Here is a 22,818-nt window from a genome sequence, read left to right on the forward strand (position 1 = left end):
ATGCTGATCGACAGCCATTGCCATCTCGACCGCCTTGTAGATGTCGCCGCCGCGCTCGGCGAAGCGCGAGAGGCCGGTGTGGGCGGCATGGTGACGATTGGCACGCGACTGTCGCAGGCCGCGATCCAGATCGGCCTGACAGGCTATGACACACCGGAACTGCGTGTCTGGTGCGCGATCGGCACTCATCCCGATCATGCGCACGAGGAACCGTTGCCGACGGCCGAACGGATCGCGGAACTGACAACGCCATCACACGTGATCGGCATCGGTGAGTCCGGTCTCGATTATTTTCATGGTGGTGAGGATGTGCGGGACATACAGATCGCCAGCTTCCGTGCCCACATTACCGCCGCTCGCCTGACGGGTCTGCCGCTTGTCATCCATGCCCGGCAGGCGGACGACGACGTCATGGCCATCCTGCGTGATGAGCACGAGAGAAACGGTGCATTCCCGTTTCTCCTGCACTGCTTTGCTTCCGGCACGGCGCTGGCGGAAACGGCGATCGACCTGGGCGGCTATATCAGCTTCTCCGGCTTGCTGACCTTTCCAAAATGCGACGAGATACGCGCCGTGGCGCGCCAGGTACCGCGCGAACGTCTTCTTGTCGAAACCGACAGCCCGTTTCTTGCCCCCGTGCCAAAAAGGGGCAAACCCAATATGCCGGGCTATGTCGCTTACACGGCAGCTCGGCTGGCCGCGGAACGGTCAATCGAACCACAGGCACTCGCAGACCTGACGACAGCCAATTTCTTCCGCCTGTTCCGGCGCGCCGCATGAAGGTGACGGTTCTCGGATGCGGCGGGTCCAGTGGCGTTCCCATGATCGGCGGAGCCGATGGCAGCGGTATCTGGGGTGCCTGCGATCCCGGGGAACCACGAAATCAGCGCACCCGATCGTCCATCGTCATGGAAAGCGACATCGGGCAGCGTCTGCTCGTCGATACAGGCCCCGATTTGCGAACCCAATTGCTCACCCAGCGCATCGGCGCCGTACACGGCGTGATCTACACACACGAACATAGCGACCATGTTGCGGGGCTGGACGAACTTCGCGCGATCAATCGCATGATCGACGCGCCGCTTCCGCTTTATGCGACGCGCACCGTCCTGTCCGAACTCGAATCACGCTTCGCCTATGCCTTTCGTCCGTGGAGCGGCACAGGGTTCTATCGCCCGGTTCTGGACGTGCATCCCGTCGAGGCGGGCGAGAACGTGCCGGTAGCTGGCATGGAATTGTCTCTCTTCGATCAGCGACACGGCCGCATCGCCTCTCTTGGACTGCGATGCGGTGCCTTCGCGTATAGCACCGATGTCGAATACATGACCGATGATGTGCTGGACGGCCTGAAGGGGCTGGATACCTGGGTCGTCGGGTGCTTCCAGTATGAGCCACATGTCGCTCATGCCTGGCTCTCGCTCGTCCTGGAATGGCATGCGCGCATTCGTCCGCGGCGAACGGTACTCACGCATATGGGCCCGGACATGGATTATGAATCCCTGCGGCGGAATTTACCCGAAGGCGTTGAGCCGGCTTTCGACGGCATGATCCTCGAGATCCCATAACGCTCAGCGATTTGTGTCCGGTCGCACGTTTTTCTTGTTGAATCGCGAGCATTCAAAGGAATAGCCTCTGTCTTCCGGGGCCTTCCCGGCATTGAACATGGGCCGAATATCGAGCCATTGCGCCAGGGGAGTTCGCCGACCCCGCAGGCCATTGCACTGCAAATAAACCGGTCCTCAGGCGTGTCCGGCCTTGAATTTGAAAATAATCCGTCGGCCGCCGTCATCCCTGCAGGATCGCCGTCTCCGGTCTCTCTGCATCATGGATGACGTGATCGGCACGTCGTTTACGGAGAGTGCTGTTCATGGGTTCGTTCTCTGACGTCTTCTCTTTGGCCACCACGATGCGCGACGAACGCCGGGAGACGGAAATGTCCCTGGCGTCCTTCCTCGATCTCTGCCGCGACGATCCTTCTTCCTACGCCAGCGCCGCCGAACGCATGTTGAAGGCAATCGGAGAGCCGGTGATGCTGGATTCCGCGCGCGATCCGCGCCTGAGCCGCATCTTCATGAACCGCACTGTCCGGACCTATCCGGCCTTCGCCGATTTCTACGGTATGGAAGAAACCGTCGAGCAGATTGTCGGCTTCTTCCGGCATGCGGCGCAGGGGCTGGAGGAACGCAAACAGATCCTCTATCTGCTCGGCCCCGTTGGCGGCGGAAAGTCCTCGCTTGGCGAGCGCCTGAAATCCCTGATGGAGCGGGAACCCATCTATGTTCTGAAAGCCGGGAAGCACCTCAGCCCGGTTTTCGAAAGCCCCTTGGGCATATTCGATCCGGACCGGATGGGCAGCGCACTCCAGGAGCAATATGGCATTCCGCGCCGTGTGTTGACCGGCATCGCCAGCCCATGGGCCATGAAGCGTCTGGAAGAGTTCGACGGCGACCTTTCGCGCTTCACGGTCGTGAAGCTGCACCCGTCCAAATTGCGTCAGATCGCGGTCGCCAAGACGGAACCGGGCGACGACAACAATCAGGATGTCTCGGCCCTTGTCGGCAAGGTGGACATCCGGCAGCTTGAACACTTCAGCCAGAACGATCCCGACGCCTATGGTTTCTCCGGCGGTCTGAATCGCGCCAATCAGGGCATTCTCGAGTTCGTGGAGATGTTCAAGGCGCCCATCAAGATGCTCCATCCGCTGCTGACCGCAACGCAGGAGGGCAACTACATCGGCACGGAGAACATCGGCGCCATCCCCTTCACGGGCGTCATTCTTGCGCATTCGAATGAAGCGGAATGGCAGACATTCCGCAACAATCGCACCAACGAGGCTTTTCTGGATCGCGTTTGCGTCATCAAGGTGCCTTATTGCCTCCGCGCCAGCGAGGAAGCGAAAATCTATGAGAAGCTGATCCAGTCGTCGGCGCTCGGTGCCGCGCCGTGCGCGCCCAACACGCTGGAGATGCTGGCGCGCTTCGCCGTGTTGTCGCGCCTGAAACCTCATCCCAATTCATCGCAGTTCGCCAAGATGCGTGTCTATGACGGCGAAAACATTCGCGAGACGGATCCCAAGGCGCGCGCGATGCAGGAGTATCGCGACGCGGCGGGCGTCGACGAAGGCATGGACGGCATTTCCACGCGTTTCGCCTACAAGGTCCTGTCGGCAACATTCAATTACGACGCCAGTGAAATCTCCGCCGATCCGGTTCACCTGATGTATGTGCTGGAACAGGCAGTCCGCCGGGAGCAGTTCCCGGCAGAGGTCGAAGCCAACTATCTGGCGGTGCTTAAATCCGAACTGGCGCGCCGGTATGCGGATTTCCTCGGCCACGAAATTCAGAAGGCCTATCTGGAAAGCTATAACGACTACGGCCAGAACCTCTTCGACCGATATCTCGACTACGCGGATGCATGGATCGAGGATCAGGACTTCAAGGATCCGGACACCGGGCAACTGCTGAATCGCGATCTTCTGAATGCCGAACTCACCAAGATCGAAAAGCCGGCGGGCATCGCCAACCCCAAGGACTTCCGGAACGAGGTCGTCAAATTCTCCTTGCGGGCGAGGGCGGCCAATGGCGGGCGCAATCCGTCCTGGACCAGCTACGAGAAGATTCGCGATGTGATCGAGAAGCGCATGTTCAGCCAGGTGGAGGATCTTCTTCCAGTCATCAGTTTCGGCTCGAAGAAGGATAGCGAAAGCGAGCGCAAGCATGGCGAATTCGTCGAACGCATGGTGGCGCGCGGCTACACGGAGCGGCAGGTGAGGCGGCTGGTGGAATGGTACATGCGTGTCAAGCAATCCGCTTGATTGCTGTCACGTTCCCACCAAGTAAGATAGCCGACGATGGAGCGTAGTCCATGGACATCATCGACAGGCGTCCGAACCCGCACGGTAAGAACACCGAAAACAGGCGCCGGGTTCTCGCGCGAGCACGCGACGCCGTACAAAGCGCCGTGCGCACGGCGGTCGCGCAGGGACGCATCCGCGACAGCGCGCAGGGCAATACCGTCTCGATCCCGGCAGACGTTCTGCATGAGCCAAGCTTTCATCGCACCTTCGAACAGGGCGTTCGCCAGTTCGTGCTTCCCGGCAACAGGGAGTTCATACCCGGCGATCGCCTTCGTCGGCCGCCGGGCGGCGCCGGCGGTCAAGGTGGCGGGGAGGGCGATGCCAGTGCCGAAGGGGGAGGTGAGGACTCCTACCGGTTCATCCTGTCGCGCGATGAGTTTCTCGATCTTTTCTTTGACGATCTGGAACTGCCGGATCTGGTCCGGCGCGAGATTGCCGTCGCGACGACAACCGCCAACCAGCGCGCCGGACTAAGTTCCGAAGGGTCGCCGTCGCAGGTCGATCTGGGCCGGACGATGCGCCATTCGATCGCGCGACGGATCGGACTGAAGCGCCCGAAGCCCGAACGCCTGCGTGAAATCGAAGCTGAAATAGAGGAGCTGGAGGCGAAAAAGCCGCTGCTTCCTGAGGCTTACGAGCGCTTACAGCTATTGCGGGACGAACGGAGCGCGCTCAGCCAGCGGTTAGGGCGAATCCCCTGGGTCGATCCGGTGGACCTGCGCTACCGGCGCTTCACGCCGACACCCAAACCCACCACGCAGGCGGTCATGTTCTGCATCATGGACGTCTCTGGCTCCATGACCGAAAAAATGAAGGAACTGGGCAAGCAGTTCTTCCTGCTTCTGCACGTCTTCCTCGAACGTCGATACGAAAAACTCGATATCGTCTTCATCCGCCATGCCGAAACGGCAGAGGAGGTCGACGAAGAAACGTTTTTCACCGATCCCCGAACCGGCGGCACTGTCGTCTCCACGGCGCTCGAACTGATGATCGACATCCAGAAAGCGCGGTATCCTGTGAGCCAGTGGAATATCTACGCGGCGCAGGCATCGGACGGCGATAACATCGCCTCGGACACACCCATCGTGGCATCGCAGATGGCTGAGCGCATTCTGCCGATCATCCAGTATTTCGCCTATATCGAAGTTGCCGGATCAGGCGCAATCATTCGTAACGACAGCGATCTGTGGCGTTGCTACCGCGGCCTTGCCGAGACACATGCGCAACTGGCCATTCGCCAGGTAAGGGACCGGCGCGAAATCTTTCCCGTTTTCCGGGATCTGTTCGCAAGGCGCGAAGCCGAACAGTTGAGAGGTGCGTGATGCTTTACACCGGAACCGACTGGAATTTCAGCATTTTGCGAAACTGCTTTCATGCAATCGAGGAGATCGCGCACAACGAACTCGGATTGGAGACATTCCCCAATCGGATCGAGGTCATTACGTCGGAACAGATGCTGGACGTCTACACGTCACATGGCATGCCGATCAGCTACCCCCACTGGTCGGCGGGCAAACGCTTCGTGGGTCATGAAAACAGCTACAAGCGTGGCTTGATGGGACTGGCCTACGAGGTCGTAATCAATTCCAGCCCCTGCATCAGTTATCTGATGGAGGAGAATACTGCTACAATGCAGGCACTGGTCATCGCGCATGCTGCCTTCGGCCATAATCATTTCTTCCGGAACAACCGACTTTTCCGCGAATGGACCGACCCCACCCAAATTCTCAATTATCTTGAATTTGCAAGATCCTACATCGCAAAATGCGAGGAACGGCATGGCATTCGGGCCGTCGAGCGAATTCTGGATGCCGCGCATGCCTTGCAAGGGCAGGGTGTCGATCGACATACAGGCAACAAGCGACTGGATCTAAAGCATGAGTCCGATCGCGCCCGTGAACGGCGTGCCTATGAGGATAGTCAGTATAACGATCTCTGGCGGACATTGCCCGACCGGGAGACGGATGCGGGCGACGTCAACAGCAGCGATACGCCAATCGGCGGTCTTCCCGAAGAAAATATCCTTTATTTTCTGGAGAAAAACGCCCCACGTCTCGAGCCGTGGGAACGGGAGATCATCCGTATCGTTCGGCTTACCGCCCAATATTTCTACCCGCAGCCGCAGGTCAAGGTCATGAACGAAGGCTGCGCCACGTGGACGCATAACGTCATCATGCACCGGCTCCATCGGAAGGGACTGATCGATGACGCCGCCATCATGGAGGCGATTCATTCCACGACGAACGTCATCACCCAGCGTGGTTTCGATGAGGGCGGGGGACCCGGTTTCAATCCCTATGCGCTTGGCCTGGCCATGATGAACGATATTGCACGTATGTGCGAAAACCCGACAGAGGAAGACCGCGCATGGTTTCCGGATTTCGCCGGCAATGGCGATCCGCTGGGAACATTGAAGCACGCTTGGGCGGAATATCGGGATGAGAGCTTCATTCAGCAATTTCTGTCGCCGAAAGTCATTCGGGATTTGCGGTTGTTCCGTCTGACTGATGACGCTGCGCAACCATATCTGCTGGTCGATGCCATCCATAATGAGGCTGGTTATCGCGATATCCGGCGATCAGTCGCAGCCTCCTATGATCCGGGTAGCCTTGCGGAAGAGATCGAGATCGTCGGTGTCGATTTGAGCGGTGATCGTGTCCTTAAGCTCGAACATCGCACACGACCCGGCCATTTGTTGCATGCGACAGATGCGCGGCTCACGCTCGGTCATCTGGCGGAACTCTGGGGTTACGGCGTGGCGCTCAAGGAGATCGACAGCCAGAATGGCAAGGAACTCGCCAGTTATCATGCTGCATAGACTGACTGGCGCGCGCGGCATCGTCGCGCGCCACTCCGATAAGCATATATGAGTTGGCATAATATATCTTATCGAACTTTTGTGTGCCGGTGATACGAGCTACTGACGGACCTGAATTTTGCCTCTTTGCAGATCATCCGCATCACGTCATCTAATGACGACCCAGCCAGCCCGAACATATGGAAAAATGCCATAAGTCCATGATGCGCGGCCGACAAAGGAAAAAGACGCTTTGCCAGATCCCTTGCCCGACGATATTGCGCCGCTTGTCTCCACCGCCTCCGCGCCGCCCGGAACCGAGCGTCACCCTACCGGCCTGAAAACACTGATAATGACCGAAGGCGGTCTTGCGTTTTCGATGTACGGTTTCGAGTCCCTGCTCGTCCTGTACGTGGTGAACCATCTTCTGAAACCGGATGTCCTGCCGCATGTCTGGGGCATGTCGGCCTTCCTGCCGTTTGTTCAGGCACTTTACAACGCACACACTCCGAATGCGCTTGCCGCTGCAATCACCGGCCTGTTTCTGGCCCTCATCTATGTGACACCCATGTTGGGCGGGTTACTGGCCGACTGGCGTCTGGGGCGGACACGCATGGTCCTGATCGGCGGTTTCCTGCTGATCGCCGGCCTCATCTGTCTGGCGATCGATCAGACTTTCCTCATCGCCCTTGCACTTCTACTTCTGGGCCTCGGCTGTACACGCGGCATCCTGCCCGCCCAGGTCGGCGCCCTGTATGCTGGTGACGACCCTCGCCGAGCGGACGCCTACCAGCTTTTCGTTCTTGGCATCCAGGTTTCGGTCATCGTCTCCCCGGCCCTGTGCAGCACCGTTGCGCAGAATATCGGTTGGCATGCAGGCTTTTTGACCGCAGGCATCGGCATGTTGGTCGGACTATGCTTCTATTTCATCGGTCGCCGGCACCTGCCGACCGACACGATAGCCGGACATACACACAAGAAGGTTCGCCTGACCGCCACGGAGAAGAGAACCTTATTGATATTGTTCGCTATTCTGCCATTACTGGCGGTGGCTACAATTTCGAATACCGATATCTTCAACGGCTACCTGATCTGGGCGGACCGCTACTATCAGCTGACATTCCTTGGCTACAACATGCCGGCAAGCTGGCTCGTTTCCATGGATGGATTCGTCAGCACCTTTACAGTGCTCGGTATCGTCGCATTCTGGCGCGTGTGGAATCGATATCGGTCCGATCCGGGCGAAATGTCCAAGATCATCATCGGTTCGATGATCTGCACAATCGCACCATCGATCCTCGCACTCGGCGCATGGATCCAACCAGGGCCCCACCATATCAGCTTGGCATGGGGAATAGCGTTCCATCTCGTCAACGATGTCGGCTTCGGGCTGTGCTATGCTACCGGCATGGCGCTATTTTCCCGGGCCGCGCCTCAGGCCGTCAATTCGACGGTCGTTGCAGCGTACTCGCTCCACCTTTTCCTTGGCAATCTGCTGGTCGGCAAGATTGCCGGTCTGCTTGGCAGTCTTTCATCGCCGGTATTCTGGCTTCTGCACGTCGTGCTCGCCATGGCCGCCACGACCCTTCTCTGGCTTTTCGCACGCGTGTTTCGCCGGGAACTTTCGCGACAGGCCTGACGCTCAGCGACGGCCTTGCACCCTCACCCGCTTCCCTTACGCGGAATCTGAGGACGATCAACGGCCAGTTCGATGCCTTCCTGGGAGGCCTTGCGCCAGTCACCCGAGCCGGCTTGGGCAGACCCCGCCAGAAGAACAGCCGAGAGCTGGCCATCCCGGCGCTCGGCGGCCCGTTCGTCGATGGTGCGTTGCACGATCGGATAGTCCTTCAGCAACTGCTGAAAACGCGCCGCCGGAATGGCCAGCAGATGCCCGAATTGAAGCGAACGAACAGTCCCACGCGCCGGCACGCCGTTCATCATTGCAGAGGCACCAATCAGATCCCCTGCACCGAACTGAATATCTTGCTCAGCCACATGCACTTCAGCCAGCCCCGCCACGATCGCGTAGATCGTGCGTATCTTACGACCGCGCTTCAGCAGAACCTCACCAGGCGATGCAAAATGCAGGGAAATGCTTTTCGTCAGATCATGCAACACAGCATCCGGAACGCTACGAAAGGCCGGAAAAGCACGAAGACGCTGCTCGATACCGCTCTTGAGATCGAAGCGTAGCGGCGTTTCCAGCCGTCGGCGACGACGCTCCACATCACGATACAACTCGCGGTGCAATTCCTCGCTGATCAGGTTCTCTGTCAGCAATGTGTCATATTCCTCACCCTCGAGCCGCAACGCGATCTGATGCAGGATGCGGCTCTCCAGGGCTTCCGAATAACCATGATAATGCAGACGCAGCGTTTCCAACGCGTCGTCCAGCATACGACGCTGGCGACCCAAAACTTCGGACACTATCTCGCTGATACGCGTACCCAATGTCGGTTCAAGGCGCTCATGCATGAAGCGCATCAACGACAGCGACACAAGGTGCGCGATGATGAGCATCTCGAAACGCTCCATCATGCAATACATCAGTGGCTGATCGATATGCAGTCGATGATGCAGCATCTGCGCGAGGCGAAAGCGCAGCGTCGGCCGCAGACGCCGCCGCAATGCCCGAACGTAGCCGAAGCGTCCTTCAAGACGCGCGCCGTCCACCATTCCTTCCGCCGTGCGAAGCAACGTTTCCATCACACGGCGTGAAAGACCCTGAATGCGGAAGAGATCGAGCAGCAGGGAGCGTTCGCGGTTCGCGATCGTAATCAGGGCGAGCGTTACGCGCTGCCGATCGCCCAGGGCCGTGTCGAACGTATTCGCTTCACGCTCTTCCTGAGCGCGATGCTCGATATGGCCGATGATCGTCTTCTGTGTCGCTGCGCTGAACCCGAGTTCGTCCGAAAGCGCATGCGTCCTCTCGGCCACCTGACCGAGCCCGATGCCAAGAATCTGGTGACGCATCGCCTGATCGATCGGCGAAAGCTGGTCGAGTTTCAGAAACAGCACCAGATACCGTAGCGTCGTCCCATTCAACAGGAGCGTCACCAGGACGAAACCCGTCGCAATAATGCCGATGAAATGCGCCACCTGTGTGGAGACGCGCTGGTTTTCCGTCACGGCCAGCGCCAGCGCCAGTGTGATGGCGCCACGGAGCCCACCCCACACCATCGTGATCTTGAAAGGCGTCGGCACGGGCGGCGAAATTTTCGTGGCCGCCAGAAGCGGCAACATGCCAAAGACGACACCACCCCGCGCCAGCAGACCCGCCACGCTGGCGATGACAATCAGGACACAGTCCCAGCGTGTCATGCCGATCAACAGGCGCGGCACGAGCATGGAAGCCAGCAGAAATACCAGCGACCCCGCCCAGAAAACCAGTTGCTCCCACAATTCGTTCAGGAAACGCCAGACCTGCGGACGGAATGTGGATGGTCCGTAGGCCGATACGGTCAGGCCGGCCGCTGCGGTGGCCACCACGCCGGAAAACCCAAGCAATTCATCGCACAGAATATAGACGATATAGGGCAGCGCCAGCGTCAGGGTGACCTCGGCCGCCTGCGATCCACCCACGCCGGCACTAATCAGGAGCGCCAGTCGCCCCAGGGCCACGCCGACGATCATGGCGCCCCCGAACGACAGGACGAAGTCAAGGATCGCATCCCCGAGATGGATCTGATGGTGCGACGTCACGGCGGCAAGCAGGATCGAGAAGATCGCGATGGCGGCGGCGTCATTCAGAAGCGCCTCGCCCTCGACAAGACGCGTCAACCGCGTTGCCGCGCCGATTTCACGAAAAATTCCGGCAACAGCCGACGGATCGGTCGTCGCGACGATCGAACCCAGCAGCAGACAAACGACCAGAGACTGCCCCGAGACAGGATACAACGCCAGTCCGATCATCGCCGTGGATACCACGACAGCCACGACCGCCAGCAACAGAACCGTTGCGACCTCATGCGCCAGTCGCCGAACATCAATGGCCAATGCGCCCTGGAACACGAGCACCGGAAGGAAGATCAGCAGGAACGCTTCACTGTTGATCGGGAAATCGAGCAGCGTTTCCGCTGCGCCATCGAACATTTCCGTAGCCGAGGAACGCAGGACGAAGGCCGCCAGACCGCCTACGAGTATACCCGCAAGCGCAAGCAGCACGGTCTCGGAAACTTCGAACCGGCGCGCCAGCGGCTGTATAAGACTGACCAAGACCAGCAGCAGCGCAAGCGCCAATAAAATGGCCGCCAGTCCTGTCACCATCATACGGTCATTTCCCCTTCACTCACATCGTTATATTCTAAGTAACAACATAAGCGAAAAATGTGGGTTTCGCGAGGCACTTTGACGAAAAGGCGGCTACCCTACGTCTTTCCTCAATACATTACCCGCGCGAGCCAGCCACCGTTGGACTTGCCGCTCCGGATCGGACGCGCCAATGAAGTCAGACACCGCGGCGACGCTGTCGGCACCCGCTTCAAGGCATTCGGAAAGACGGTCGCATGTGACACCGCCGATCGCGACGATTGGGATGTCCCCACATCGCTCACGCCACTCGGTGAGGCGCGCCGTTCCCTGCGGTCCCCAGGGCATTTTCTTCAGCTTCGTCGGCCAGATCGGTCCAAGCGCAACATAGTCTGGCGCGACGCCAAGCGCCCGCTCCAACTCAGCGTGCGAATGCGTGGAAACGCCGAGCGAAATACCGACGGCGCGAATCTGCGCCAGATCGGCCGTATCCAGATCCTCCTGACCAAGATGGACGTAATCGACGCCCAGTTCGATGGCCAGTTGCCAATAGTCGTTCAACACCAGACGCACATTATGACGAGCCGCCGCAGCCTGCCCTTCCATAACCTGCGCCCTCAGTGCTTCAGGCGCCAGATCCTTCAACCGCAGCTGAATGAAACGCGCACCGGCGCCCCCCAGAACATCGACCCACCGTGGATGATCGACAACCGGATAAATCGGGGATGGAAGACGTGTCATAAGGACAGCATGGCCTTTCCGAGCGTGGGCGTCGAGGGCACCGCCATGTCTCGCTCCGGCATCGGGTCTGCGGCACGGGCGTCCAGTCCGACGCGACAGGCCATGCGGAAGGCGCGCGCCATGGCCACCGGATCGCCCGCCTTCGCCACCGCCGTGTTAATCAGGATCGCGTCGTATCCAAGTTCGAAAGCCGCCACCGCATGCGATGGCTTGCCGATTCCGGCATCGATGACCATCGGCACATCAGGGAAATGAGCGCGCAATGCCCGAAGCCCGAACGGATTGTTCAGCCCACGCCCGGACCCGATCGGCGCGCCCCATGGCATCAGCACCTCGCAACCAGCCCTCAGCAGACGTTCGGCGACGACAAGATCTTCCGTCGTGTAGGGAAAGACCTTGAACCCCTCGCTCGTCAGGATACGCGCTGCCTCAACCAGACCAAATACGTCAGGTTGCAGCAGGTCGCCCTGCCCGATCACCTCCAGCTTTATCCAGTCCGTGCCGAAAACCTCCCGGGCCATCTGCGCCGTCGTCACGGCTTCCTTCACACCATGACACCCCGCCGTATTCGGCAGCACAGGGACGTCGAGTTCCCGTATCAGAGACCAGAAAGCCTGTCCGGCCTTCGTCGCAGCCGCTTCCCGGCGTAGCGAAACCGTGACAACACCCGGCGCCGCAGCCCGTACCGCTTCGCTGAGAATGGCCGGACTATCGTATTGCGCAGTTCCGAGCATCAGCGGCGAGGCAAGTGCCGTGTCATAAAACTTCATGGTTCATCCTCCCTGCATCGGCGCGACGACTTCCAGACTGGCTCCATCCGTCAGACGAAAATCCGCACGGCGTGACACCGGCACGAAGGTCCCATCCACAGCCGTCGCAACCCGCGCCGATCCATAGCCCAATTCGCCGAGCGCCTCCGATACCGTGGCAGCGCTGATCTCGCGTGGCTCGTCATTGAGAAGGATGCGCATACGGAGTTCCTACGTCTGTTTCCACAATATCGGGATCATATCAGTCAGCTTCGGCCGCATTGAAAATGATATCCGCCGCCTGCTTCGCGCGTGAGGGCGAAAGAAGAAAGCCGTGTCGATACATGCCATTCACATAAATTCTCTGTCCGTCGCGACTTACTCTTGGCACATTATCCGGAAAGGACGGTCGCAAGCCTGCATTTGCTTCCACGATCTCCGCATCGGCGAAAGCCGGGTGCAGCGTATAGGCTGCGTTCAACAGATCCGTCATGGCACGAACGGTAATCTGCCGCTCATCGTCGCTCTCGACCATCGTCGCACCGATCATAAAAAGATTATCGGCCCGGGGTACGACATAGACGGGAATGCGCGGATGCAACAGCCGGACCGGGCGATGCAAATTCAGTTCCGGGCATCGCAAAAGAAGCATTTCCCCACGAACGCCCCGGAGTGTCCCGAGTTGCTGCCGCGCGCCCATGCCGGTGCAATCGACATACCAGTCGAAGTTCTCATCGGTCACGCTCGTATCAAGGCGGATGACGCCGCCAAGGCTGCGCAATTTCTCACGCAGGCTGGTCAAAGCCTGACGTGGATCGACATGCCCCTCATCCGGAAAAAACAGCCCCGTATCGAAACGATCGGCGAGATCAGGTTCGAGTTGCCCAATACGCTGCGCACTGATGGTCTCGAAATGACTGGTCCGACGACCGAAGCGACCCAACTCACCGACATCCCGCGGCGGCGCGACGACCAATGTTCCCTGACGTTGGACATTGGGCACATGTTCGATCCACCACTCAAGCGAGCCGACGGCATCCCTCGTCACTTCCGCAGGCGCGGATTCAGCCTCGCACCACGGCGCCAGCATGCCCCCCGCGAACCAGGAAGCACCGCTACCGACCCGCGCGCCCCGTTCATGCAGGACGATCCGCGCTCCCTGCTCCGCCAGCGTCACGGCCGTCACAAGACCGGCAACCCCTGCGCCAAGAACAAGAACGCTGGGTCCGTTTTCTGTCATGCCCCTTCTCCGCACTGGCGTGATCGTCAAGGCCGTTGCATCGATAGCGCTATCAGACTCATCCTTTTCAAAGGATAGTCGAGTCATGGGTGTCGTCCAAGTCCGACATCCCGGTCAGCCAACAATTCGACTCAACTATTTTCCACATAACATTGTAATTTAATAATAAACCCAAGGAAAATTCGCGGTCACGCTTGCGTGCGCGTCCTGTCGCCCGACGTCATTCCACTGTGACTGATTTTGCAAGGTTGCGAGGCTGATCGACATCCGTGCCTTTCAGAAGCGCCACCTCATAAGCAAGGATCTGCACGGGTATCGTGTAGAGGATCGGCGCAACGAATGCGTCGACAGTAGGCAGAACGACAATGGCTTCAGCAAGATCTTTCAACCGCGCGGCACCTTGGGCATCCGTGAATACAAGGATGCGGCCGCCACGCGCCCGGGCTTCCTGAAGATTGGACAATGTCTTGTCGAACAGGATGTTCGACGGCGCAATAACCACGATCGGCACGGTGCGATCGATCAGGGAGATTGGCCCGTGTTTCATTTCTCCCGCGGCATAGGCCTCGGCGTGGATATAGGAAATCTCCTTGAGTTTCAGGGCTCCTTCCAATGCGACCGGGAAACAGATACCGCGCCCGAGATAAAGAACGTCACGCGCTTCCGCGATGATCGCGGCCATGGCCCGGATAGCATCACCCTGAACGAACACCTCCGCCGCCCGTGACGGCAAATCGAGCAGACTCGCCGTCAGATGCTGCTGTCGCGCGGGCGACAGAACGCCACGCGCCTGTGCGATGGCAATCGTCAGACTGGCAAGGACCGCAAGCTGCGCCGTGAATGCCTTGGTGCTGGCGACGGATATCTCCGGTCCGGCCACCATGCCCAGGACCGCGTCGCTCTCACGTCCCATCGTACTGGCTTCGACGTTCAGAACGGACACCACATGCTGGCCGGCACTGCGCAAGCCCCGCAGCGCGGCCAACGTATCGGCCGTCTCCCCCGACTGTGAGATCAGCAGACCCAATCCACCCTCCGTGAGGGGCGGGTTACGATAACGAAGCTCGGACGCCACGTCGATGTCGACCGGAAGACGCGCCTCAGCCTCCAACCAGTAACGACCGATCAGCCCGGCGTAGAAAGCCGATCCGCAAGCCGTGATGACCGCGCGGGGCAAGGTTGCCAGATCGAACGACAACGTCGGCAAAACGACCTGCCGTGTCACCGGGTCGATCATGCGCTGGAGAGTCTGCCCGATCACCACGGGATGCTCATGCAGCTCCTTCTCCATGTAATGGCGGTAGCCGTCCTTTCCGACGGCGCCGGCCATCAGCGCAACGGTCTGGACAGGCCGCTCGACGGTTTCTCCACGAACATCGAAGAAAGTCGCGCCGTCCCGACGCAGGACACACCAGTCGCCATCTTCAAGATAAGCGATACGTCGCGCCAGCGGTGCCAAGGCCAGACTGTCCGAGCCGAGGAACATCTCGCCCTCACCGAACCCGACAGCAAGCGGCGCACCATGGCGTGCGCCGATAATCAGCCCTTCGTGATCCGCGAAGATCATGGCCAGCGCATATGCACCCTGAAGACGCTGCAGAACCGCGAACGCGGCTTCCCGCGGCTCAAGCCCGCGATCCAGGTGATAATCCAGCAGTTGCGCGACGGCCTCCGTGTCCGTTTCCGTCGTGAAGATACGGCCCGTGGCCGTCAGTTCGTCCCGCAGTTCCTCATAGTTCTCGATGATACCGTTATGCACGACGGCAACACGACCAACCGCATGCGGGTGCGCATTGATCTCGTTGGGAGAGCCATGAGTAGCCCAGCGCGTATGCCCGATGCCGGTCGTGCCGGAGAGCGGTCGCTCTTCCAGAACAGCTTCGAGGTGATCGAGCTTTCCTGCCGCGCGGCGCCGGTCCGCCCGTCCATCGACGAGCGTAGCGATCCCGGCGGAATCGTAGCCCCGATACTCAAGCCGACGAAGCGCCTCGAAGATCAGGGGTGCTGCCGGACGATTGCCGACGACGCCGCAAATTCCGCACATCAGCCCTGCTCCTTCCGAGCTTTCAATATGTCGCGCAAGACCGCCGCACGGCCGTCCTTGTTTGTCTGTCGGGCACGTCCCATCGCAAGGGCATCGTCAGGGACGCCCTCCGTGATGACACTGCCTGCCGCGACCAACGCACCGTCCCCAACCTTCACCGGCGCAATGAGTATTGAGTCGGACCCGATGAACGCATTCTCGCCGATGATGGTCCGGTGCTTGAAATAACCATCGTAATTGCAGGTGATCGTACCGGCGCCGATATTCGTGCGGGCACCAATGGTCGCGTCTCCCAGATATGTCAGATGATTGGCCTTCGCACCGCGTCCCAGCGTGGCAGCCTTCAACTCCACGAAATTTCCGACATGCGAGCCTTCCTCGCAGATCGTTCCCGGACGCAATCGGGCATATGGCCCAATGATGGCGCTCCCTCCGACGTCACAGCCTTCCAGATGGCTGAATGCACGAATAACCGCACCGGATCGCACCCGAACGCCCGGCCCGAACACGACGTTCGGCTCGATAGTGACGTCAGCATCCAGTTGCGTATCCGTGCTGAAGAAGACCGTTTCCGGCGCCACGAGCGTCACCCCGCGTTCCAGCGCAGCCTCGCGAAGACGCGCTTGCAGCGCGGCCTCCGCACGCGCCAGTTCCCGACGGGAGTTGATGCCAGCGAGTTCAGCTTCCGGTGCCTCGACGAACCTTACGACACCCCGCTCTGCCGCCAGAGCCACGACATCCGTCAGATAGTATTCGCCCTGAGTGTTATCGGCCCGCAGTTCCGCCAACCAATCCCGAAGATAACGCGCCTCTGCACAGATCACGCCCGCGTTGCACAGGTCGATCGCGCGCTCTGCATCAGTGGCGTCTTTCCATTCGACGATACGCGTGACGCGACCATTTTCGACCACGACCCGCCCGTAACGTCCTGGGTCCATCGGGCGCATCGCCAGCAGGGCAAGCGACGTTCCCGGCTGCGCCCGCGCCGCGAGGAGGGCGCGCATTGTCTCGCCCGAAATAAGAGGATTATCCGCATACAGGATGGCCACATCGCCGTCACCGAACAATGCTTCCGCCGTCCGTGCGGCGTGACCCGTTCCGAGACGCTCCGCCTGCACCACAACAGCATGAGGCGCGCACGCCTGCGCAAGCGCATCCATCTCCGGGCCAATCACAACGACCACGCAATCGAATACAGCAGACGCCGTTTCGATCAGATGCGAGATCATGGGACGACCACCCAGCAGATGCATTGCCTTGGGCAGGGCCGAGCACATACGCGTGCCAAGCCCAGCCGCCAGAATGACGGCTGTCGTCGCGTTGCGCATGGAAGAAGCGGAGACACCCGCAGCGTGATTTTCTCTCATGATCGTGTGGCGTAGCCAAAGCATTCAGGCCAGTCAAACCGTTGCCAAATCACTTCCGTTTGCCGATTGTTGCGTGGCTTTCGCCGCCCCATGATCGCGAACGCCAATCAAGTGTTTGGCAGCAGAAAGCAGCGTCTAGTGGTCTCGCGATAACGTAGGGCGCCGCTGCAAAACGGCGATGATTTTCCCCATTTTCGGATGGTCGAATTCGATGCGAACGGCAACCAGACCAACGCCCGGCACATTCTGGAACCACGCAGCCCCGGGATGCGCAGCCTTCATCTCATTCAGATGAGACGATCCTTTGACGAAACCAGCCGTCTGCTGCCCGATGAAATCGCACCGCAGGCCTGCCCCGCGAAAGACCTCTCCCGTTTCGGTCGGAATGATCGTAGGTGTCGGACCGTGCGCCTTCATCATTGTCAGGCGCAATCCATCGAACACGCGCGCGGAGCCGTCACAATGGCCCGTGTGCTGCAATGTACTCAGAAGCAGTGCCATCGCACTCAGCGTATCGATCGCGTTCGGAAGGTCCGATGCGGGAACAGTTTCCCGGTCCGGCTCCTTCGGTTGAAGGGTCGTGACCGTCGGGGTCCAGTTATCATAATGAATGACGATGGAACGAGATTGTCCGCGCGAGTAGCCCCCGCTCGAATACTGCACGGGTTCAGCGGAACCGTTGATGAAACGACCGTTCGCGCTGCTCGAAACATCCATCCGCAGAAACAGACTAAGCAATCCGCCAGCCTTGATATGCGTATTTATGCCGTAACCCCAATCGGTTAGACGATAATTCGCATCCGCATCCGCAACATGAAAACCATGGGTGTAAACGGCATATGGCGCGCCAATCTGACCGTCGTCACCATATGCATGTCCCGCAATCCCCATCATGCCAAGCAAGGCGAACCCAAGCACGCGACACTTATCAAACATCAAGGTTAGCAACTTTCTGGGCGTTACCGACGATGAAGTCACGTCGCGGCTCAACCACGTCGCCCATCAGGGTCGAAAAAACCTGCCCGGCGTCCTCAACATCGCCGATTTTCACCTGCAACAGAATACGCGTGGCGGGATCGAGCGTCGTGTTCCACAACTGCTCGTTGTTCATTTCACCCAGCCCTTTGAAGCGATTGATCGCCAGACCGCGACGGCCTTGCGCCAGCACCCGCTCGAACAGGGCTGCCGGCCCATTCATCGTATAGACATGGCCGTCTAGCGTCAGCGTGGCAGGACGATCGAAGTCCCGAGCCAACCGCTCTTCTTCCCCAGCAAGCCAGCGAGCCTCGGCCGAGCGAAGCAGGACGGTATCCAGGGTGTAAACTTCGCCAACACCACGCACACTGCGTGCGAGACGCAACTCGCCCCGATCCGTTGGAACGACTTTCCAGCCGCGCTCGCTGACTGGCGATGCCGCATCCAGCCGCGCCTGCAGGTCGGGCGCCCGAAGCTGTGCCTCTTCCACATTCAGGGATATGGCACGCGCGATGAGCGCCTGCTCCAATATCCATGTCGGAACCTTGGTCGCAATCCGTTGAAGCGTCTGCGTCACACGACCGAGCCAGCGCACATTGTCGTTGAGTGCCCCGCCGGTCAGTTCCCGACCATCATGATAGGAGAGACTTGCATTGGCCAGTGCCTTGTCGAGCAGATACTGCTCCAGCGCGGCATCATCCTTCAGATAGCGTTCCTCATTGCCGCGCTTGGCACGATAGAGCGGCGGTTGCGCAATATAAAGATAACCGTTTTCAATAAGTTCCGGCATTTGCCTGAAGAAGAATGTCAACAGAAGCGTGCGGATATGCGAGCCATCGACGTCAGCATCCGTCATGATGACGATCTTGTGGTAGCGCAGCTTGTCGATCGAGAAACCGCCCTGATCCACCTCACCACGCCCAATGCCAGTGCCTAGCGCGGTAATCAGCGTTCCAACTTCCGCCGAACCCAGCATTCGGTCAAAACGTGCCCGTTCGACATTCAGGATCTTACCCTTAAGCGGCAGGATCGCCTGGAAACGCCGGTCCCGGCCCTGCTTGGCCGTGCCGCCAGCCGAGTCACCCTCCACAATGAACAGCTCAGCCTTGGCCGCATCGCGCTCCTGACAATCCGCCAGCTTCCCAGGCAACGACGAGACGTCCAACACGCCTTTGCGACGCGTCAGTTCACGTGCACGCCGCGCGGCATCGCGCGCCGCAGCCGCCTCGATGACCTTCGCAACGATCGCCTTCGCTTCCTTGGGATGTGTCTCGAACCAATGTCCGATAGCGTCTGCCGCCGCAACATGCACGACAGGCTGCACTTCCGACGATACCAGCTTGTCTTTCGTCTGCGACGAGAATTTCGGGTCCGGCACCTTGACCGACAACACGGCCGTCATGCCTTCCCGCATGTCCTCGCCGGTCAGCGACCCCGCCTCGCGCTTGCTGTTCGCCTCGGCATAGCGACCGACGATACGTGTCAGAGCCTGCCGGAAGCCAGCCAGATGAGCACCACCGTCGCGTTGGGGAATATTGTTGGTGAAGCAAAGCATCGTCTCATGGAAACTGTCATTCCACGTCAGGGCAAACTCGACCTTGATGCCGCTTTCCGCATGATCGACAGACGCCGTGATCGGTGGTGAGACAATAGGCGTTTTGGACGCATCCAGCCATTCCGCGAAAGCGGCGAGACCGCCTTCATAGAAGAAGGTTGTCTCGCGTGCCTCGGCATGACGCTCATCCCGAAGCACAATCGTCAGCCCGGAATTGAGGAACGCCAGTTCGCGCATCCGTCGTTCCAGGATGCTGAACTCGAAGTCCACCCTGGTGAAGGTCGCCTTGCTGGGCTTGAACGTCACCAGCGTTCCGCGCGGCTCATCGCTTGCGCCAACGACGGAAAGCGGCGCATCACGTTCACCATGCTGGAAGCGGATGGTATGCTCCATCCCCTGCCGCCAGATGCGGACCTCCATCCACTCGGACAAGGCGTTGACAACAGCCGCGCCGACGCCGTGCAAACCACCGGAAACCTTGTAGGAATTCTGGTTGAATTTGCCGCCGGCATGCAGTTTCGTCAGCACGACCTCGGCGGCGCTGACACCCTCTTCCTCATGCATATCGGTCGGAATGCCGCGCCCGTCATCACGCACGCTGACCGAGCCATCCCCATTCAGCGTGAGGATGCACCGCGTCGCATGCCCTGCCTGGGCTTCGTCCACCGCATTATCGATGATCTCGAACACCATGTGATGAAGACCGGAGCCATCATCGGTATCGCCGATATACATACCCGGACGTTTACGAACGGCGTCCAGTCCCTTGAGGACCGAGATCGACGATGCGCCATAGTCTGCATCATCGACAGCGTTTTCCTGCGTGTCGGCCGGCGCTTTTTGTTCGGACATGTTGACGTGAGACCTCATAAGAAAATGCCGTTGAAATATAGGCGTTCAGTGCCCAATGAACCATATTAAATGCTTGATTCTGGAAAAGAATCGTCGCTTAGACGGTTATCGGATACGCGATGAAAGGCGGCACGCCCCTCCAGTGACTCGAAGAGCGGGCGATCCGTCCCTGTCAGCATGACCGATGCTTCCAGATCGGGCAGCGCCGCAAGCAAGGCTTCGCGACGCCGCGCATCCAGATGCACAAGGGGCTCGTCAAGGAGAATGATCGGCGGATCCCCCCGTTGCCGCGCGATCAATTCGGCATGCGACAGGACGACCCCCAGCAGCATCGCCTTCTGCTGACCACTGCTCGACTGATCGGCTGAGCGACCGCTTGCGCGATCCGTCAGCCCCAGATCAGCACGATGCGCCCCCCAGCGGCTACCGGAACGCATTCGGTCGTCGTCTCGCGACGCCCGCAGTTTCTCCCGAAGCCAGTCTTCGGCTTGCAAGGCGGAGCCCGAGGCGAGCTGCGTGCCAATCGGGCAGATGAGCGCGAGATCGCTTCGTGGAAATCCGGGAACATCGCCCGCCGTGTGGTTCATGCCATCGACCAGCGCCATCCGCGATGCCGTTATCGCAATGGCATGACGGGTCATGGAATCCTCCGCGGCCGCCAGCCATGCCGTTTCACCCGGGCGCTCCGCCAGCAATCTGTTGCGCTGCGCCACGGCCCTTTCATGTGCAGCCAGCTCCCGTGCATGCTGCGGATTAAGCGCAACGACCAGCCTGTCCAGAAAACGCCGTCGTGCTGAGCCCGGATCGGTAAAAAGCCGATCCATCTGCGGCGTAATCCATACACACGAGAAAAATTGCGCGATATCGCCCTGACTGCGCACGGACTGAGCGTCCAGCTGAAAAACGCGACGCGTCCCGCCCTTCAGGTCGTTGCCCGTACCCAGATCAACAAGCATGCCGCCGGCAAGGACTTGCGCCGCGACACCCCATTCGCTCGCGCCATGCAGTGCCAGTTGCGTCAGGCTGGCACCACGGAGCCCGCGCCCCGGCGCGAGAAGCGACACCGCCTCCAGCACGTTCGTCTTACCTGCGCCGTTTTCTCCCGTCAGAACGGAAATCCGGTGCCGTGGCTTCCAGACCTGATGAGCGTAGTTACGAAAGTTCGTGAGTGCGAGGCGTTGTATCTGCAAGAAATACCGACACTACACCCGCATGGGCATCAGAACATACAGAGCCGACGGCGAGTTCGTATCACGCACCAGAGTCGGCGCTGCGCTGTCCGCAAAGGCAAACTCGACTTCGTTCTCGATCTGATCGGTAATGTCATTCAGATAACGCGCCTGAAACCCGATCTCGATCGGCGGCGCATCATAGACGACGCTATTCTCGTCGAGCTCTTCCTTCGCCATGCCCTGATCGGGACTTATGGCGGAAAGCGTCAGCAGGTTTGGCGAGACCGAAAGCTTGACCGGGCGCGAACGTTCCTGGCTGATGGCCGCCACGCGCCCGACGGCATCGGCGAAATCCCGCTTGCCGACACGAAGGATCCGATCGTTACCTTTGGGAATAACACGCTCATATTCAGGGAACGTACCGTCGATCAACTTCGACGTCAGCAAAACCGACCCGGCACGGAACTGAATCCGCGTGTCGGAAAGGTTGACTTCGATGTCCGACGTGCCCTCGTCGAGCAGCTTACGCAGTTCGTTGATGGTTTTCCGAGGCACGATGACGCCCGGCATACCCTCGGCGCCAGCGGGAACCTCCGTCTCGACGCGTGCCAGACGATGCCCGTCCGTCGCAACGGCGCGCAGCATCTGCCCGAGCGGACCTTCCGCAACATGGAGGAAAATACCATTGAGATAATAACGGGTCTCTTCCGTCGAAATCGCGAAGCGGGTTCGGTCAATCAGGCCACGCAGCGTGGCGGTTGCAATCCGGAACGTATTGGGAAGATCACCCGCGACCATGGAGGGGAAATCATCGACCGGCAGCACATTCAGGCTCGTCGCGTATTTCCCCGCCCGCAAGGCAAGCGGCGCATCGCTTCCTGGATGATCCAGTTCCACAACCGAATTGTCGGCCAGCTTTCGGACGATATCATACAGAACGGCGGCCGGTGCCGTCACCGCGCCGGGACGGAGAACCTCGGCCGCCACTTCCTCAACGACCGCAATTTCCATGTCCGTCGCTGTCAGACGAAGCGTGCCATCCTCAACGGAAAGAAGAACATTCGCCAGGATCGGGATCGTATTGCGCTTCTCCGCCACGCTTTGAATATGAGCAAGTGCTCGAATAAGCGTGGAGCGGTCGGCCTTGAATTTCATGGGGTCGTGGATCCTCAGCACCTGATCAGGAATGATATCCGACCGAAGCGCCTTAAAGCTGGTCGTC

At 59.6% G+C, this 22,818-nt stretch carries 17 protein-coding genes; 6 read left to right on the forward strand and 11 right to left on the reverse strand.

Translation table 11 applies throughout. The features are described from left to right. The 6 genes from A0U93_RS02855 (at position 1) to A0U93_RS02880 (ending at position 8,292) form a co-directional block, all read left to right on the forward strand. Complete coding sequence (locus A0U93_RS02855; RefSeq protein WP_077806012.1) at positions 1-780, forward strand: TatD family hydrolase; 780 nt, start codon at positions 1-3, stop codon at positions 778-780. Further along, positions 777-1,565 carry an MBL fold metallo-hydrolase gene (locus tag A0U93_RS02860; protein ID WP_077806013.1) on the forward strand — a complete coding sequence of 263 codons (789 nt, stop codon included), beginning with the start codon at positions 777-779 and terminating at the stop codon, positions 1,563-1,565. The genes A0U93_RS02855 and A0U93_RS02860 overlap by 4 nt, the downstream gene beginning before the upstream one ends. Before the next feature lie 302 nt (positions 1,566-1,867). Beyond that, a complete protein-coding gene (locus tag A0U93_RS02865; protein WP_077806014.1) occupies positions 1,868-3,814 on the forward strand; it encodes a PrkA family serine protein kinase in 1,947 nt (648 codons plus the stop codon). A gap of 50 nt (positions 3,815-3,864) precedes the next feature. Further along, positions 3,865-5,178: a YeaH/YhbH family protein gene (locus tag A0U93_RS02870; RefSeq protein ID WP_077806015.1), complete on the forward strand. Its 1,314-nt coding sequence runs from the start codon at positions 3,865-3,867 to the stop codon at positions 5,176-5,178. Continuing rightward, positions 5,178-6,674, forward strand: a complete 1,497-nt coding sequence (locus A0U93_RS02875; RefSeq protein ID WP_077806016.1) for a SpoVR family protein — start codon at positions 5,178-5,180, stop codon at positions 6,672-6,674. The genes A0U93_RS02870 and A0U93_RS02875 overlap by 1 nt, the downstream gene beginning before the upstream one ends. 232 nt (positions 6,675-6,906) lie before the next feature. Next, positions 6,907-8,292 carry a peptide MFS transporter gene (locus tag A0U93_RS02880; RefSeq protein ID WP_245825054.1) on the forward strand — a complete coding sequence of 462 codons (1,386 nt, stop codon included), beginning with the start codon at positions 6,907-6,909 and terminating at the stop codon, positions 8,290-8,292. 23 nt (positions 8,293-8,315) lie between these two features. On the opposite strand, the gene A0U93_RS02885 is transcribed toward A0U93_RS02880, so the two are convergent. The 11 genes from A0U93_RS02885 to dnaN form a co-directional block, all read right to left on the reverse strand. After that, on the reverse strand, positions 8,316-10,922 hold the full coding sequence (locus A0U93_RS02885) for a cation:proton antiporter (RefSeq protein WP_077806017.1): 2,607 nt from the start codon (positions 10,920-10,922) through the stop codon (positions 8,316-8,318). 93 nt (positions 10,923-11,015) lie between these two features. Further along, entirely contained in the window at positions 11,016-11,642 is a 627-nt protein-coding gene (gene thiE / locus A0U93_RS02890; protein ID WP_077806018.1) for a thiamine phosphate synthase, read from the reverse strand. Continuing rightward, positions 11,639-12,412, reverse strand: a complete 774-nt coding sequence (locus A0U93_RS02895; RefSeq protein ID WP_077806019.1) for a thiazole synthase — start codon at positions 12,410-12,412, stop codon at positions 11,639-11,641. Before A0U93_RS02895 ends, thiE begins: the two co-directional genes overlap by 4 nt. 3 nt (positions 12,413-12,415) lie before the next feature. Next, positions 12,416-12,613 (reverse strand): sulfur carrier protein ThiS, encoded by a 198-nt coding sequence (gene thiS, locus A0U93_RS02900; RefSeq protein ID WP_077806020.1) that lies wholly within the window; start codon positions 12,611-12,613, stop codon positions 12,416-12,418. 40 nt (positions 12,614-12,653) lie between these two features. Then, a complete protein-coding gene (thiO, locus tag A0U93_RS02905; protein WP_077806021.1) occupies positions 12,654-13,631 on the reverse strand; it encodes a glycine oxidase ThiO in 978 nt (325 codons plus the stop codon). Positions 13,632-13,851: 220 nt separating this feature from the next. Continuing rightward, entirely contained in the window at positions 13,852-15,675 is a 1,824-nt protein-coding gene (gene glmS / locus A0U93_RS02910) for a glutamine--fructose-6-phosphate transaminase (isomerizing) (RefSeq protein ID WP_077806022.1), read from the reverse strand. Beyond that, positions 15,675-17,042, reverse strand: a complete 1,368-nt coding sequence (gene glmU / locus A0U93_RS02915; RefSeq protein WP_077808285.1) for a bifunctional UDP-N-acetylglucosamine diphosphorylase/glucosamine-1-phosphate N-acetyltransferase GlmU — start codon at positions 17,040-17,042, stop codon at positions 15,675-15,677. Before glmU ends, glmS begins: the two co-directional genes overlap by 1 nt. A 135-nt stretch (positions 17,043-17,177) precedes the next feature. Then, positions 17,178-17,978 carry a DUF3108 domain-containing protein gene (locus A0U93_RS02920; RefSeq protein WP_245825056.1) on the reverse strand — a complete coding sequence of 267 codons (801 nt, stop codon included), beginning with the start codon at positions 17,976-17,978 and terminating at the stop codon, positions 17,178-17,180. Next, entirely contained in the window at positions 17,971-20,424 is a 2,454-nt protein-coding gene (gene gyrB / locus A0U93_RS02925; protein WP_077806023.1) for a DNA topoisomerase (ATP-hydrolyzing) subunit B, read from the reverse strand. Before gyrB ends, A0U93_RS02920 begins: the two co-directional genes overlap by 8 nt. Before the next feature lie 65 nt (positions 20,425-20,489). Further along, positions 20,490-21,614 (reverse strand): DNA replication/repair protein RecF, encoded by a 1,125-nt coding sequence (gene recF / locus A0U93_RS02930; RefSeq protein ID WP_077806024.1) that lies wholly within the window; start codon positions 21,612-21,614, stop codon positions 20,490-20,492. A gap of 12 nt (positions 21,615-21,626) precedes the next feature. After that, on the reverse strand, positions 21,627-22,751 hold the full coding sequence (gene dnaN, locus A0U93_RS02935; RefSeq protein WP_077806025.1) for a DNA polymerase III subunit beta: 1,125 nt from the start codon (positions 22,749-22,751) through the stop codon (positions 21,627-21,629). Positions 22,752-22,818 lie beyond the last annotated feature (67 nt).

Source organism: Neoasaia chiangmaiensis (assembly GCF_002005465.1).
GTDB lineage: Bacteria > Pseudomonadota > Alphaproteobacteria > Acetobacterales > Acetobacteraceae > Neoasaia > Neoasaia chiangmaiensis.

What these genes read in the sequence shown, in the direction of transcription:
- A0U93_RS02855 (WP_077806012.1), top strand. Translation starts at nt 1, where the DNA reads ATGCTGATCGACAGCCATTGCCATCTCGACCGCCTTGTAGATGTCGCC.
- A0U93_RS02860 (WP_077806013.1), top strand. Translation starts at nt 777, where the DNA reads ATGAAGGTGACGGTTCTCGGATGCGGCGGGTCCAGTGGCGTTCCCATG.
- A0U93_RS02865 (WP_077806014.1), top strand. Translation starts at nt 1,868, where the DNA reads ATGGGTTCGTTCTCTGACGTCTTCTCTTTGGCCACCACGATGCGCGAC.
- A0U93_RS02870 (WP_077806015.1), top strand. Translation starts at nt 3,865, where the DNA reads ATGGACATCATCGACAGGCGTCCGAACCCGCACGGTAAGAACACCGAA.
- A0U93_RS02875 (WP_077806016.1), top strand. Translation starts at nt 5,178, where the DNA reads ATGCTTTACACCGGAACCGACTGGAATTTCAGCATTTTGCGAAACTGC.
- A0U93_RS02885 (WP_077806017.1), bottom strand. Translation starts at nt 10,922, where the DNA reads ATGATGGTGACAGGACTGGCGGCCATTTTATTGGCGCTTGCGCTGCTG.
- thiE (WP_077806018.1), bottom strand. Translation starts at nt 11,642, where the DNA reads ATGACACGTCTTCCATCCCCGATTTATCCGGTTGTCGATCATCCACGG.
- A0U93_RS02895 (WP_077806019.1), bottom strand. Translation starts at nt 12,412, where the DNA reads ATGAAGTTTTATGACACGGCACTTGCCTCGCCGCTGATGCTCGGAACT.
- thiS (WP_077806020.1), bottom strand. Translation starts at nt 12,613, where the DNA reads ATGCGCATCCTTCTCAATGACGAGCCACGCGAGATCAGCGCTGCCACG.
- thiO (WP_077806021.1), bottom strand. Translation starts at nt 13,631, where the DNA reads ATGACAGAAAACGGACCCAGCGTTCTTGTTCTTGGCGCAGGGGTTGCC.
- glmS (WP_077806022.1), bottom strand. Translation starts at nt 15,675, where the DNA reads ATGTGCGGAATTTGCGGCGTCGTCGGCAATCGTCCGGCAGCACCCCTG.
- glmU (WP_077808285.1), bottom strand. Translation starts at nt 17,042, where the DNA reads ATGAGAGAAAATCACGCTGCGGGTGTCTCCGCTTCTTCCATGCGCAAC.
- A0U93_RS02920 (WP_245825056.1), bottom strand. Translation starts at nt 17,978, where the DNA reads ATGTTTGATAAGTGTCGCGTGCTTGGGTTCGCCTTGCTTGGCATGATG.
- gyrB (WP_077806023.1), bottom strand. Translation starts at nt 20,424, where the DNA reads ATGTCCGAACAAAAAGCGCCGGCCGACACGCAGGAAAACGCTGTCGAT.
- dnaN (WP_077806025.1), bottom strand. Translation starts at nt 22,751, where the DNA reads ATGAAATTCAAGGCCGACCGCTCCACGCTTATTCGAGCACTTGCTCAT.